We start from the raw sequence: 13,680 nt of genomic DNA on the forward strand, positions 1-13,680 counted from the left end.
AAAGACCGGCATAAAAAAAGAGAACCAAAGGAGCTTCACCCATGAAACTGAGCAGCAAAGCGCTTCTGGCCCTGGCCATCAGCACCATCACGGCAACCGCCTACGCTGAAACCCAAAGCCAGGACTTCGTTCCTACCACGTTGGCCGGCACCAGCGCCCAAAGCGAGGCCAAAGGCTTTATTGACGGTCAAAGCCTGGGCGGCACCACGCGTAACTGGTACTCGAACGAAAAATTCAACCGCAACACCCGCATCACCTATTTCAAGGATAAAGGCGACCTGACCAAGACCAGCATTTCCCGTCGTTACAACTGGGACCAAGGCACCATCCTCAATTACACCTCGGGGTTTACCCAAGGCACCGTTGGGGTCAGCACCGAAGTTGCGGCCTACAACGTGATCGCTCTGATCCGTGATCAAAAAGACATCGGCGGCGGCTCCAACCGCACCCTGGCCCACGACCGCGGTGACGCGGTGGACCAGTGGAGCAAACTGGGCCTGGCCAACGTCAAGTTCCGCGTATCCAACACCACGCTGACCGCCGGTCGCCAGAACTTCAGCAGCGGCATCGTCGACACCATCGGCAACCGTGCCCTGCCGTCGAGCTTTGAAGGTGTGAGCTTCAACAGCGAAGAATTCAGCAACCTGTCGTTCCAGGGCGGCGTGTTCGATCGCGTTTCGCCACGTACCGAACAGAGCCTGTCGAAGTTCCGCAGTGAGTACAACAGCAAGGGCGCAGCGGGCGTCGAGACTGACAAGGTTTACACCCTGGGCGCTAACTACCAGCCGCTCAAGAGCCTGAAAACCAGCTTCTTCGCAGCCAACGTGAAGGACTTCTGGAACCAGTACTACTTCGGCGCTACCCACGAGCTGGGTGACAGCTCGGTACTGGGCCTGACCACCGGTTTCAACTACTACAAAACCGTCGATGAAGGCAAAAAGCTGATGGGGGATATCGACAACGATACCTACTCCCTGTCCCTGGGACTGACCCACCAGGCCCACAGCCTGACGTTCTCGTACCAGCAAGTGAACGGTAACGAGTACTTCGACTACCTGCACGAAACCAACGGTATCTACCTGGCCAACTCCCTGACGTCGGACTTCAACGGCCCGAACGAGAAGTCCTTCCAGGTTGCCTACGGTATCAACATGGCCGAATACGGCGTGCCTGGCCTGAAGTTCAACATCTACACCGCTCGCGGCTGGGGCATCGACGGTACGCACTACACCGGCAACCGCGGTGTAGAGAACAAAGGCTACGACGGTGTCCAGGCTCAGGATGGCGAACACCACTATGAATACGGTGTTGGCGCGTCTTACGCCCTGCAAAGTGGCCCGCTCAAAGCCACCACCATTCGCGCCACCTACGTAGCGCACCGTGCCAGTGAACAACAGTCTGACGGCAACCTGAACGAATTCCGTCTGGTTACCACCATCCCGTTCAACATTCTTTAATTAGCGCCAGGTAAACGGCGGGCTCAGGACGAGCCCGCCGTCTACGCTTGTCTGGTCCCATCGATTGCAGAGGGCTCTGAATGAAAATGCTCCCGCTACAAGCTGCCGTTGCCGCAGCGCTGTTAAGCGTCGCTATCGGCGTATCGGCCAAACCCCTGGTGGTCTGCACCGAAGCCAGCCCGGAAGGTTTTGACCCGGTCCTTTACACCACCGCCGTCACCGCCGATGCCGCCGCTGAAACCATGTTCAACCGTCTGGTCGACTTCAAGCCAGGCACCACCGAAGTGGTGCCTGCACTGGCCAAAGACCTGCCAGAGATCAGCGCCGATGGCCTGACCTACACGTTCCACCTGCGTGACGACATCAAGTTCCACACTACCGACTACTTCAAACCCACGCGCAACCTGAATGCCGATGACGTGCTGTGGAGCTTCCAGCGCCAGCTGGACCCGAATCACCCTTGGCACAACAAGTCCGTCGTGGGCTATCCCTACTTTGAAAGCATGGGCTTCAAAGAACTGCTCAAGAGCGTAGAGAAGACTGACGATCACACCGTCGTCTTTACCCTGACTCGTCCTGAAGCACCGTTTTTGGCCGACCTGGGTATGGCGTTCTCTTCGATCCACTCCGCCGAATACGCCGATCAACTGCTCAAGTCCGGTAAGACCGACGACCTGAACGCCAAGCCGATCGGTACTGGTCCGTTCATCTTCACGCGCTACGCCAAGGACGCCCAGGTACGCTTCAAGGCCAACCCGGAGTATTTCCGTGGCAAGCCGGCAGCAGATCCGCTGATCCTCGCGGTCACTACCGACAACAACGTACGCCTGCAGAAGCTCAAAGCGAACGAATGTCAGATCGCGCTGTTCCCCAAGCCCGATGACATTCCAAGCATCAGGAAAGACCCGAACCTCAAGGTCGATGAACTGGCGGCGATGACCACCAGTTACACCGCAATGAACACCACTCACAAGTACATGAGCGATGCACGGGTTCGCCACGCGATCAATATCGCGTTCGACAAAGCAGGCTATACCGAAGCCCTCTTCGGCAAAGGCAATGCGGTCGTGGGCACCGGCCCGTATCCACCGACTTTGCTGGGTTTCAATACGAACCTGAAAAACCCGCCCCGTGACCTCGACAAAGCCCGCGCCCTGCTCAAGGAAGCCGGTGTACCGGAAGGCACCGAGTTCACCCTGTTTACCCGTAACGGCGGCGGCCCAACCAACCCCAACCCGATGCTCGGCGCCCAGCGCATGCAGGCGGATCTGGCGCAGGTTGGCTTGAAGGTGAATATCAAAGTCATGGAATGGGGCGAGATGCTCAAGCGCGCTAAAAACGGCGAGCACGACATGGTCTCCGCTGGCTGGGTAGGCGATAACGGCGACCCGGACAACTTCCTCACGCCCAACCTGAGTTGCGATGCCGCTAAAAACGGCGAAAACTACGCCCGCTGGTGTAACAAAGAGTTTCAAGCCCTGATCGACAAAGCCCGCGCAATTGATGAACCCGCGGCTCGGGCTGCGCTCTATGAACAAGCACAGGACGTTTTCGAAAAGGACCAACCATGGCTTCCCATGGCTTACCCGAAACTGTTCACCGCCATGCGTAAAAACGTAGAAGGCTTTACCCAAAGCCCTCTAGGTACAAATAACTTCGCCACCACCCAGGTGAAGTAAATAAGAGAAACGCTCGGCGCCGTCCACCAGGACGGTGCCGAACCTGCCTAACCGGCTGATTGAGGTACACACCAAGATGTTTAGTTTTATTGCCCGCCGACTGGGGTTATTGATCCCCACGTTTTTCGGCATCACGTTGCTGACGTTTGCGTTGATTCGCATGATCCCCGGCGACCCCGTCGAAGTCATGATGGGCGAACGACGAGTCGACCCCGAGATGCACGCACAGGCAATGGAGCGCCTTGGCCTTAACAAGCCGCTGTATGCGCAATATTTGGACTATGTCGGCAAACTCGCCCAAGGCGACCTTGGCGAATCGCTGCGTACCCGTACCAGCGTGTGGACCGAATTCACCGCCCTTTTCCCGGCGACCCTGGAACTGTCCATGGCCGCCCTGTTGTTCGCCGGTATCCTGGGCCTGTTGGCCGGGGTGATCGCGGCACTCAAGCGAGGATCCCTGTTCGACCACGGGGTGATGGGCATCTCCCTCGCGGGCTATTCGATGCCGATCTTCTGGTGGGGCCTGATCCTGATCATGTTCTTCTCGGTGAGCCTGGGCTGGACCCCGGTTTCCGGGCGTATCGACCTGCTCTACGACATCGAGCCGCGTACCGGCTTCATGCTGATCGACACCCTGCTGGCTGACGAGCCGGACGCGTTCTGGGATGCGCTGCACCACCTCATCCTGCCGGCCATCGTGCTCGGCACCATTCCGTTGGCAGTGATTGCACGGATGACCCGTTCATCCATGCTCGAAGTGCTGCGTGAAGACTACATCCGTACCGCCAAGGCCAAAGGCCTGTCGCCGGCACGCGTGGTATTTGTCCACGGCCTTCGTAACGCGCTGATCCCGGTACTGACCGTGGTCGGCCTGCAAGTCGGCACCCTGCTGGCCGGTGCGGTACTGACCGAAACCATCTTCTCGTGGCCCGGCATCGGCAAATGGCTGATCGAAGCCATCGGCGCGCGGGACTACCCGGTGGTGCAAAACGGCATCCTGCTGATCGCCTGTCTGGTGATCCTGGTGAACTTCGTGGTGGATATCCTCTACGGCTTCGCCAACCCACGCATCCGTCACCAGCGCTGAGATCATGACCATGACCACACCTACTCCCGTGTCAGCAGTCGATCAAAGCCTGCTGTACCCGTCCCCGTACAAAGAATTCTGGCAAGCTTTTTCCAAGAACAAAGGCGCTGTTGCCGGCCTGTTCTTCATGTTGTTGATCGTGTTTTGCGCGATCTTCGCGCCGTGGGTTGCACCCCACAACCCGAGTGAGCAATACCGTGACTTCCTGCTTACCCCGCCATCGTGGCTGGAAGGTGGGCAGATCCAGTTCCTGCTCGGCACCGACGAGCTGGGCCGTGACTTGCTCTCGCGCCTGATCCAAGGTTCGCGCCTGTCGTTGCTGATCGGTTTGTCGTCGGTGGTGATGTCGCTGATTCCGGGCATCCTGCTGGGGCTGTTCGCCGGCTTTTTCCCGCGCCTGCTAGGCCCGACCATCATGCGTTTGATGGACATCATGCTGGCCCTGCCGTCGCTGCTGCTGGCGGTTGCCATTGTCGCAATCCTCGGCCCTGGCCTGATCAACACCGTGATCGCCATCGCTATCGTCTCGCTGCCGTCCTATGTGCGTCTGACCCGCGCGGCGGTGATGGGCGAGTTGAACCGTGACTACGTGACTGCCGCGCGCCTCGCCGGTGCCGGCCTGCCACGCCTGATGTTCATCACCGTGCTGCCTAACTGCATGGCACCGCTGATCGTGCAGGCGACCCTGAGTTTCTCTTCGGCGATTCTCGATGCTGCCGCGTTGGGCTTCCTCGGTTTGGGCGTTCAACCGCCAACCCCTGAGTGGGGCACCATGCTGGCTTCGGCCCGTGACTACATCGAACGCGCCTGGTGGGTGGTGAGCTTGCCTGGTTTGACCATTTTGCTCAGCGTGCTGGCAATCAACTTGATGGGTGACGGACTGCGCGATGCGCTGGACCCGAAACTCAAGAACGCCGCCTGAGGAGATTCCCATGTCACTGTTAGAAATCAAGAATCTCAACGTACGATTCGGCGACAAGACCGCCGTGCCAGTGGTCGATGGCCTCGACATTTCGGTCGACAAAGGCGAAGTTCTGGCGATCGTTGGCGAATCGGGCTCGGGTAAATCCGTGACCATGATGGCGCTGATGGGACTGATCGAGCATCCCGGCATCGTTACCGCCGACGCCCTGAACTTTGACGGCAAGGACATGCTCAAGCTGAGCAACCGCCAGCGCCGCCAGATCGTCGGCAAAGACCTGGCGATGGTGTTCCAGGACCCGATGACTGCGCTGAACCCGAGCTACACCGTGGGTTTCCAGATTGAGGAAGTGCTGCGCCTGCACCTGAAAATGTCCGGCAAGCAAGCGCGCAAGCGTGCCATCGAGCTGTTGGAAAAGGTCGAAATCCCAGGCGCCGCCAGCCGTATGGACGCCTACCCGCACCAACTGTCCGGCGGCATGAGCCAACGTGTGGCAATCGCCATGGCCATTGCCGGTGAGCCGAAACTGTTGATTGCGGATGAGCCGACCACCGCGTTGGACGTGACCATTCAAGCGCAGATCATGGACCTGCTGCTGGCCCTGCAGAAAGAGCAGAACATGGGCCTGGTGCTGATCACCCACGACCTCGCCGTCGTGGCGGAAACCGCCCAGCGCGTGTGCGTGATGTACGCCGGCCAAGCCGTGGAAGTCGGCCAAGTGCCGCAACTGTTCGACATTCCGGCACACCCGTACAGCGAAGCGCTGCTCAAGGCGATCCCTGAACACAGCCTCGGAGCTACGCGCCTGGCCACGCTGCCGGGTATCGTGCCCGGCCGCTATGACCGCCCGCAGGGTTGCCTGCTGTCGCCGCGTTGCCCGTATGTACAGGACAGCTGCCGTCAGACACGCCCGGGCCTCGACCCTAAATCCAACAGCCTTGCACGCTGCTTCTACCCCTTGAACCAGGAGGTGGCGTAATGGCCGTCGTTCTTACCGCCCGCGACCTGACCCGTCACTACGAAGTGTCCCGTGGCCTGTTCAAGGGCCACGCCACCGTGCGCGCCCTCAATGGTGTGTCGTTCGAACTGGAAGCCGGCAAGACCCTCGCGGTTGTAGGCGAGTCGGGTTGCGGCAAATCTACCCTGGCCCGTGCACTGACGTTGATTGAAGAACCGTCCTCCGGCTCCTTGAAAATCGCCGGTCAGGAAGTGGCCGGCGCCGACAAGGCCCAGCGCAAGCAATTGCGCAAAGACGTGCAGATGGTGTTCCAGAGCCCGTACGCCTCGTTGAACCCGCGCCAGAAGGTCGGCGATCAACTCGGCGAGCCGCTGTTGATCAACACCAATCTGTCCGCCGCCGAACGCCGCGAAAAAGTGCAGGCGATGATGAAGCAAGTGGGCCTGCGCCCTGAGCATTATCAGCGCTACCCGCACATGTTCTCCGGTGGTCAGCGCCAGCGCATCGCCCTGGCCCGCGCCATGATGCTGCAACCGAAAGTGCTGGTGGCGGATGAACCGACCTCGGCACTGGACGTGTCGATCCAGGCGCAGGTACTCAACCTGTTCATGGATTTGCAGCAGGAATTCAACACGGCCTACGTGTTCATTTCCCACAACCTGGCGGTGGTGCAGCACGTCGCGGATGACGTGATGGTGATGTACCTCGGCCGTCCAGTGGAGGTGGGCCCTAAAGAAGACATCTACGCGCGCCCTTTGCACCCGTACACCCAGGCGCTGTTGTCGGCCACCCCTACCATTCATCCGGATCCGAACAAACCGAAGATCAAAATCGTCGGCGAGTTGCCCAATCCACTGAACCCGCCGTCAGGATGCGCTTTCCACAAGCGCTGCCCGTACGCGACGGCGCGGTGCAGCAGCGAGGAGCCGCAATTGCGCGCCTTGGATAACCGGCAGGTGGCTTGCCACTATGCCGAGCAGTTCGTGGCCTGATCCCCACAAAAAAGGCCCTGGGGTTTCACTCCAGAGCCTTGCTTGAGTTCTACAGCCCTTCCCGCCAGGTTGCGCATCAGCCTGGCAGGAGGGGTTTTTTATGTCTGGCTGTCGCCTTCATCGTCCGGGTCATCGCTGTCCGGATCGTCGGTGGTGGAGTCTTCATCATCCTTGCTGCCGCCTTGGTCTTGATCACCCGGTTCAGCCTCGGACTTGGCCAGTTGCAGATCCTGCGCACTGTGCACCGCCGACAGCGCAACACCGCCCTGCGCCGGGTTATGCGCCCAGGCCGTCGACATCCCCAACGACAACAGCACCAGCACCTTTATCAACAACACTACGCGTTGAAAAATACTCATGGTTGATTCCGTCCAGTCAGTAGGTGAATCCCGCGCGGCAGCTGTTCAGCCCCGCCAGCGTTGACGCTAGCCCCGATGCGGTGTTTGCGCCAGGGCTCAGGTGTCGCCGTCGTCGTAGGTTTCGCTGTCTTCGCCTTCGTTGTAAGGGTTTTCCGCATCCTCCTTGGGCGCAGGCTGGGCTTGCGGCTGCCAACTGCCGGAGTTGACCTCGTTTTGCTTCTTCTTGGTGACAGGGCCGGTGTCCTTCCACTGCGGCGCTCCTGCGCCCGCCAGTGCCGGAAGGGCCGTCAGCCCCAGAGCGGCCAGCAACACCAGGGGGATAGCGCGTTGAACATTTCGCACGGTGGTCTCCTTTACAGTCGGTGGGTAAACGCTAGACCCGATGCAGGCTTCTCGCCAATCCCATGCCTGTTGAAAGCAAAAATGTGGGAGGGGGCTTGCCCCCGATAGCGTAGTGTCAGCCCCGAATGTACTGGCTGACACACTGCTATCGGGGGCAAGCCCCCTCCCACATTTTGTTTTGCAACGCCCAAGAAAAAGGGCGAAGCCATCACAGCTTCGCCCTTCTCCTTACCGCTCAGACCTTAATGGTGCTCGCGAGTAGCCCGGAATTTCACATCCGGCCAACGCGCCTCCATAAATGCCAGGAATCTATAAGGGTTCGGGTTCGAAACGAGTAGCTTGATAGATAAAGGGCATTGAACACATTGCCAATGTAGCTGTTACCACCCAAATGCTATGCCCACCGAACAAACCGTAAATTTGTCCGCCCAATGCCGGACCAAAAACGGCACTGGCACTCCAGCAAACAGAAAAAAGCCCGAAGTAATGCCCGCTTTTACCAGATTGCGCAAACTGCATAACAAGTACGCTGAGGGTCGGCAAAAATAGAATTTCGCCAAGCGTCCAAAGTGCAGTTGATATAAAAACATAAAATGGGTCAGAGCCAAAAGGCAACATACTTAGCCCAACAGCAAGCAGCAGACTGCCGGTTAAAATCTGGCGACGAGCCCCCCAGCGCTCAGTCCAGTGAGAAATTGGAATTTGCAGTACCACAATCAACCCAGCATTCAATGCAAATTGCCATCCTATAAAGTCCGCACCGAGGTGATAGTAGTCGATCAAGTAATTCCCAAGCATGCTGTAGATCGGTTCAAAGGCAAGTCCAAGTAAAACGCTGGCCGCCAATAGCCAGAGAAAAGATCGGTCTCTGTAGGGCTTTTGGGAAGTCTTATTGAAGTCATCTGGAACACACGACACCTCTACAGTTCTATGTAAAATCGAATAGGCAAACCACAGAAGCCCAGAAAACATCACCGCAGCACTGACAAAAAACAACCATCGAAAGTCGATTTGTGCCAATGCACCGCCCATCACCCCTGCAACCGCCATTCCTAAATTCGCTGCGACGCGATTCAATGCCTGGGCCCGAGGCCTTTCCATCACATCACAATATTCCATGATTAAACGTTGGTGCAGTGTTCGAACGGCCCCATCAAATACACCGCCTAATACCAGAAGCCCAGCAAGCACATACATATTCGTACTAAGCCCCAAGAGAACCAGTACGATGCCACATCCGAATAAAAGTATTAGAGTAAGTTTTGCGCAAGGGACATGATCACTTAATAAGCCCCCACCCAACGAACCTACTAAAAGGCCGACACCATAACCCGACAACAACCAGCCGACCCATTCAATAGGCAAACCCAGAATTTGACGGAGATACAGCGCCATAAACAGCTTGACCATGGCGCTCACTCGATTAATAAAAATCAGTGATGCAAGCACCCAAGCTACTTGACTGAAATAATGATTAAGTCGAGAGGCAAAGAAATTAAACCTAACCATATAGCGAATCCAAATCCCGAAACACCGCCCCATCTATTCCGCTTGACTCGAACGGAATATCTAAGCGCGCAACATTATTTGCATCGTAAAAATATAGCGCCTTTAACGACTTACACCCAGCCTCTATTAACAGAGGGTTATTTATTAAAAAATACCTGACTGAGGGGCTAAGTGCTGCCATCCGAATAAGCAAACGCCAATCACCGAAATTATTTTCCGGAATAACAGCTCTCGTACCAAACCGTTTTTTATATTGAAACGTCCCCTTAGTCAGAAATGGCTCGCACCCCTGAAAATCAACATAGTCAATAGCTGAATTATTCGCCGCCCACTCTATAATTGAGTGATAAACAAAGTTTTGAGAGCCGTTAACCCGATAAGTACCGCTCCCATTTTTAACTCCGATTAGCCGAGCATTTAGTATCCGACCAGACTTATCAATTTGCGAAACGCTTCCCGCGACCCACTCCTTGGCATCGTATATCCGAAACAACACGCCTTGTTTGAACAAGCGAGCGTATGCTTCTTTTTCCTCGACGCTACGCGCCAGATCTCCATAGCGACTCTTCATCGTTGGCAAATGCATCGAGTGATAAAACTCAAAAAAATCATGATCTTCAAACGAAACATTGTAATGAAATCCCTGAGCGACACATTGCTCTCGCCGCTTACCCTCTCTCTTAGACAGGTGGCTCTTTATGTCATCCCAGGGTCCAGACACATCAACCGCCTGATGGATACGACTTACACCCACAACATCACTGTCCAGCGCAAAGTGGCTAATGATCGTCTTAGGGGCCATTAGACATAACATCTCGCTTTTGACTATTTGCAGAAAGCATTCAAGCTCTCTCCATTCAAAAGCGCCTTGACGGACTACAGATGAGCGTTCGAAAAAACGCTCTTCTATAAACGGCGCAATATAGACCAACCCCTCTCTGACACCCACATATGTAATTTCAGCCTCTTCACCTAATACAGAGTACCCCTTGACAACGCGAAAATGGCATAACTTATCTACCGACATACTCACAACCCAACTTTATGCTTAACGCTAGCGAAAAAAAGCCAGCATTTCTTCAGCAGTGTTTATATAAGTCAAACCATTTGCAGGGATGCGTTTATAATCCTGACATGAGTAGGAGCCAGAAGCATGTATGGTACATCCGTTACTCGGCGTTAATAATCCACGATCAATTGCATTCAAACACCCGCAGAGCGCCATGACTAATGACCACTCCTTGAGATCCCGAGGGTCTGAGGGTAGCTTCACCGGCGTATTCGCTAATAATTGCACGCACTCGCTATAACGCTGCAAGCATTCATGAAGAGATACAACAATACCTGAACCGCCGCCTTCTCTTATTGCTGCAGTCATCTCATCAGCAGTAGTAGGCTGATGTGTATAAAAAGTTGGTTCAAGGACCTCACTTGGACTCCAAGTCGTAGCAGGGAAATGTGGGGATGCTGATTGCCCCCATAGTCCGCCGACCAAACGTGAATAGCGAGGCGTAGACGTTCCGGAAAAATCACCATCCAGCATGTGGAGTACCATGTCACTTGTAGCCAAATGCTGGACCAATAGAAATGATGGCGATGCTACAGCGTGTTTGTTCTCCCTTAAAAATTTTACCCCTGACAAATAGCCTAAGAGTCCATATGCGCTTGAGACTGCATGCACATGTACTGTTTTTCTGCCCACATCCCAGGCGTCTCCGTATTCGAAGTCAAAAAAAGCTCGGGTTTGGTCAGAAAAGCGGTAGTTTTCAAGGCGTAGCGAATGCCATAACTTTAGGTCGCTGATCCCTGCCTTAGAAAACGCCTCCTTAAAATCGTGACCGATCACCTTCACTCGTTCTGGCGAGTCCGTATCTAGCACGAAAATTGGATTTAGAGCACGAAGCCTCGGGTTGTCATATAGTTCTGTAGATCTAAGTTTTTCGACAGTTTGGGTTGGGGTCAGTGTAATAATCCTCAGTTGTGTTTCATCAACCAATTTTGCTTGCAGGGCACGCAGTACAGCGTCGCGCAATGCTATTGCCTTATTTCCCGAGGAAGGTGAAAACAGTAAAATCCTCTCCCCTGTTTTCTGGATATGACAGATAGCGCGAGCAACTATCAGGGTCGATGCAAGTGTTTTCGTTGTTTGTGTATTTGGATTTCCTCTCAGATCAAGTAAGCGTAGTGGTACGTCCCTATACGCTCCAAGCTCAAAAAACTGCGCTGTCGCTACTGAAAGAAATTGGCGCATAGGCTCATTTAATAACGGCAGTTCCATTGAAGGTTCGAACCCGCCATTAGAGCTAGGCGATTCAAAACCGGCAGAACTTTGTGAAAGTAAATCGTAGTAGCGTTCTAGAATAGCGACCCTTTCATTGACTCTTCCTTCCACGCTTCTTAACGCCGCTGCCGGGTTAGCATTATCCATCTGTAGTTACTCCATAAAATAGGGTAGCGCGACATGGAAGCTAGACGTAGGAAAAACCCTTGTCATCATGAAAATCAAGACGAACAAAGAAATAGAATAGAGCTACTTATATGAAGGATTTGGACTACTGCTTTATAAGAAAAAAACCACAGATAAATATTTAGAAAACCACTATGGCACTCATCGGGAGGTCCCACAAAAAAGGGCGAAGCCATCACAGCTTCGCCCTTCTTCTTACCGCTCAGACCTTAATGGTGCTCGCGAGTAGCCCGGAATTTCACATCCGGCCAACGCTCTTCCATCAGCGCCAGGTTGACCCGTGTCGGCGCCAGGTAGGTCAGGTGACCGCCGCCGTCGACCGCAAGGTTTTCCACAGCCTTGTTGGAGAACTCTTCCAACTTCTTCTTATCGCTGCAATCGATCCAGCGCGCGGAGTACACGGTGATTGGCTCGTAGGAGCATTCGACCTTGTATTCCTCTTTCAAGCGGCTGGCGACCACATCGAACTGCAGCACACCGACGGCCCCGAGGATGATGTCGTTGCTGCGCTCGGGGAAGAACACCTGGGTGGCGCCCTCTTCCGCCAGTTGCTGCAGGCCTTGGCGCAGTTGCTTGGATTTCAGCGGGTCACGCAGGCGTACGCGGCGGAACAGTTCCGGGGCGAAGTGCGGGATGCCGGTGAAGCCCAGCGCTTCGCCTTCGGTGAAGGTGTCGCCAATCTGGATGGTGCCGTGGTTGTGCAGGCCGATGATGTCGCCGGCGTAAGCCTCTTCGAGTTGTTCACGCTCGGAGGAGAAGAACGTCAGGGCGTCGCCGATGCGTACGTCCTTGCCGGTGCGCACGTGGCGCATCTTCATGCCTTTTTCGTATTTGCCGGAGCAGATACGCATGAAGGCGATACGGTCGCGGTGTTTCGGGTCCATGTTCGCCTGGATCTTGAACACGAAACCGGTGAATTTCTCTTCGACCGGCTCAACCGTGCGCTCGTTGGCCACACGGGCCAAAGGCTTCGGCGCCCAGTCCACGACGGCGTCGAGTACATGGTCGACACCGAAGTTGCCCAACGCGGTACCGAAGAACACCGGAGTCAGTTGGCCGTCGAGGAATTCCTGCTGATTGAACTCATGGCAGGCGCCCTGCACCAGTTCCAACTGGTCGACAAAACGGTCGTACTCGTCACCCAGATGGGCGCGGGCTTCGTCCGAGTCGAGTTTCTCGATGATCTTGGTTTCGGTGCGTTCGTGACCGTGGCCGGCGGTGTAGACAATGATGTAGTCATCCGCCAGGTGGTACACGCCCTTGAAGTCGCGGTAGCAACCAATCGGCCAGGTGATCGGCGCGGCCTTGATCTTCAGGACTGCTTCGATTTCATCCAACAGCTCGATCGGGTCGCGGATATCGCGGTCGAGTTTGTTGATGAAGCTGACGATAGGTGTATCGCGCAGGCGGCATACGTCCATCAACGCGATGGTCCGTGGCTCAACGCCCTTACCGCCGTCGAGGACCATCAAGGCCGAGTCCACCGCAGTCAGGGTGCGGTAAGTGTCTTCGGAGAAGTCTTCGTGGCCCGGGGTGTCGAGCAGGTTGACCATGTGGTCGCGATACGGGAATTGCATGACCGACGTGGTAATGGAAATACCCCGTTGTTTCTCCATCTCCATCCAGTCGGATGTCGCATGGCGGTCGGATTTGCGGGATTTCACCGTGCCGGCCACAGCGATCGCCTTGCCCATCAGCAGGAGCTTCTCGGTGATGGTGGTTTTACCGGCATCGGGGTGGGAAATAATAGCGAAAGTGCGGCGTTTCGCGACTTCGGCGGCCTGGTGGGTCATGGGAAATCGCCTGGCAGGTGAGTCAAAAAAGGGCGGCGAGTATAGCGCAAACCCCGGGGGCCGGACCACCGTTCACCCGATTAGGGGTGGCTAAATGCTGCCAAGTATGGAACCT

Annotated in this window: 12 protein-coding genes; 6 read left to right on the forward strand and 6 right to left on the reverse strand. The window is 55.7% G+C overall.

What is annotated here, in order from left to right; all coding sequences use genetic code 11:
* Positions 1–41: 41 nt before the first annotated feature.
* The 6 genes from ACKZ62_RS24220 (at position 42) to ACKZ62_RS24245 (ending at position 7,095) form a co-directional block, all read left to right on the forward strand.
* A complete protein-coding gene (locus ACKZ62_RS24220; RefSeq protein ID WP_032886229.1) occupies positions 42–1,457 on the forward strand; it encodes an OprD family outer membrane porin in 1,416 nt (471 codons plus the stop codon).
* Between the two features lie 80 nt (positions 1,458–1,537).
* Positions 1,538–3,136, forward strand: coding sequence for an ABC transporter substrate-binding protein (locus ACKZ62_RS24225; protein WP_095183824.1), 1,599 nt, complete (start codon positions 1,538–1,540; stop codon positions 3,134–3,136).
* A gap of 76 nt (positions 3,137–3,212) precedes the next feature.
* Positions 3,213–4,223, forward strand: coding sequence for an ABC transporter permease subunit (locus ACKZ62_RS24230; protein ID WP_003171721.1), 1,011 nt, complete (start codon positions 3,213–3,215; stop codon positions 4,221–4,223).
* A gap of 10 nt (positions 4,224–4,233) precedes the next feature.
* Positions 4,234–5,145 (forward strand): ABC transporter permease subunit, encoded by a 912-nt coding sequence (locus ACKZ62_RS24235; protein WP_032886481.1) that lies wholly within the window; start codon positions 4,234–4,236, stop codon positions 5,143–5,145.
* 10 nt (positions 5,146–5,155) lie between these two features.
* Positions 5,156–6,124, forward strand: a complete 969-nt coding sequence (locus tag ACKZ62_RS24240) for an ABC transporter ATP-binding protein (protein ID WP_095183823.1) — start codon at positions 5,156–5,158, stop codon at positions 6,122–6,124.
* Positions 6,124–7,095, forward strand: coding sequence for a peptide ABC transporter ATP-binding protein (locus ACKZ62_RS24245; RefSeq protein ID WP_095183822.1), 972 nt, complete (start codon positions 6,124–6,126; stop codon positions 7,093–7,095). Before ACKZ62_RS24240 ends, ACKZ62_RS24245 begins: the two co-directional genes overlap by 1 nt.
* A gap of 98 nt (positions 7,096–7,193) precedes the next feature.
* Here ACKZ62_RS24245 and ACKZ62_RS24250 read toward each other — a convergent pair whose 3' ends face one another.
* The 6 genes from ACKZ62_RS24250 to ACKZ62_RS24275 all read right to left on the reverse strand — a co-directional run bounded on the left by ACKZ62_RS24250 (position 7,194) and on the right by ACKZ62_RS24275 (position 13,565).
* Positions 7,194–7,454 carry a hypothetical protein gene (locus ACKZ62_RS24250; RefSeq protein ID WP_122764732.1) on the reverse strand — a complete coding sequence of 87 codons (261 nt, stop codon included), beginning with the start codon at positions 7,452–7,454 and terminating at the stop codon, positions 7,194–7,196.
* Positions 7,455–7,550: 96 nt separating this feature from the next.
* Positions 7,551–7,796: a hypothetical protein gene (locus ACKZ62_RS24255; RefSeq protein WP_032886224.1), complete on the reverse strand. Its 246-nt coding sequence runs from the start codon at positions 7,794–7,796 to the stop codon at positions 7,551–7,553.
* 309 nt (positions 7,797–8,105) lie between these two features.
* Positions 8,106–9,305, reverse strand: coding sequence for an MFS transporter (locus tag ACKZ62_RS24260; RefSeq protein ID WP_122752407.1), 1,200 nt, complete (start codon positions 9,303–9,305; stop codon positions 8,106–8,108).
* A complete protein-coding gene (locus ACKZ62_RS24265; RefSeq protein WP_447095923.1) occupies positions 9,298–10,332 on the reverse strand; it encodes a hypothetical protein in 1,035 nt (344 codons plus the stop codon). Before ACKZ62_RS24265 ends, ACKZ62_RS24260 begins: the two co-directional genes overlap by 8 nt.
* 27 nt (positions 10,333–10,359) lie before the next feature.
* Positions 10,360–11,733, reverse strand: a complete 1,374-nt coding sequence (locus ACKZ62_RS24270; protein ID WP_447095924.1) for a DUF6002 family protein — start codon at positions 11,731–11,733, stop codon at positions 10,360–10,362.
* 248 nt (positions 11,734–11,981) lie between these two features.
* On the reverse strand, positions 11,982–13,565 hold the full coding sequence (locus ACKZ62_RS24275) for a peptide chain release factor 3 (RefSeq protein ID WP_032886221.1): 1,584 nt from the start codon (positions 13,563–13,565) through the stop codon (positions 11,982–11,984).
* Positions 13,566–13,680: the final 115 nt, after the last annotated feature.

It is taken from the genome of Pseudomonas sivasensis (genome assembly GCF_052938085.1).

What these genes read in the sequence shown, in the direction of transcription:
- ACKZ62_RS24220 (WP_032886229.1), top strand. Translation starts at nt 42, where the DNA reads ATGAAACTGAGCAGCAAAGCGCTTCTGGCCCTGGCCATCAGCACCATC.
- ACKZ62_RS24225 (WP_095183824.1), top strand. Translation starts at nt 1,538, where the DNA reads ATGAAAATGCTCCCGCTACAAGCTGCCGTTGCCGCAGCGCTGTTAAGC.
- ACKZ62_RS24230 (WP_003171721.1), top strand. Translation starts at nt 3,213, where the DNA reads ATGTTTAGTTTTATTGCCCGCCGACTGGGGTTATTGATCCCCACGTTT.
- ACKZ62_RS24235 (WP_032886481.1), top strand. Translation starts at nt 4,234, where the DNA reads ATGACCACACCTACTCCCGTGTCAGCAGTCGATCAAAGCCTGCTGTAC.
- ACKZ62_RS24240 (WP_095183823.1), top strand. Translation starts at nt 5,156, where the DNA reads ATGTCACTGTTAGAAATCAAGAATCTCAACGTACGATTCGGCGACAAG.
- ACKZ62_RS24245 (WP_095183822.1), top strand. Translation starts at nt 6,124, where the DNA reads ATGGCCGTCGTTCTTACCGCCCGCGACCTGACCCGTCACTACGAAGTG.
- ACKZ62_RS24250 (WP_122764732.1), bottom strand. Translation starts at nt 7,454, where the DNA reads ATGAGTATTTTTCAACGCGTAGTGTTGTTGATAAAGGTGCTGGTGCTG.
- ACKZ62_RS24260 (WP_122752407.1), bottom strand. Translation starts at nt 9,305, where the DNA reads ATGGTTAGGTTTAATTTCTTTGCCTCTCGACTTAATCATTATTTCAGT.
- ACKZ62_RS24265 (WP_447095923.1), bottom strand. Translation starts at nt 10,332, where the DNA reads ATGTCGGTAGATAAGTTATGCCATTTTCGCGTTGTCAAGGGGTACTCT.
- ACKZ62_RS24270 (WP_447095924.1), bottom strand. Translation starts at nt 11,733, where the DNA reads ATGGATAATGCTAACCCGGCAGCGGCGTTAAGAAGCGTGGAAGGAAGA.
- ACKZ62_RS24275 (WP_032886221.1), bottom strand. Translation starts at nt 13,565, where the DNA reads ATGACCCACCAGGCCGCCGAAGTCGCGAAACGCCGCACTTTCGCTATT.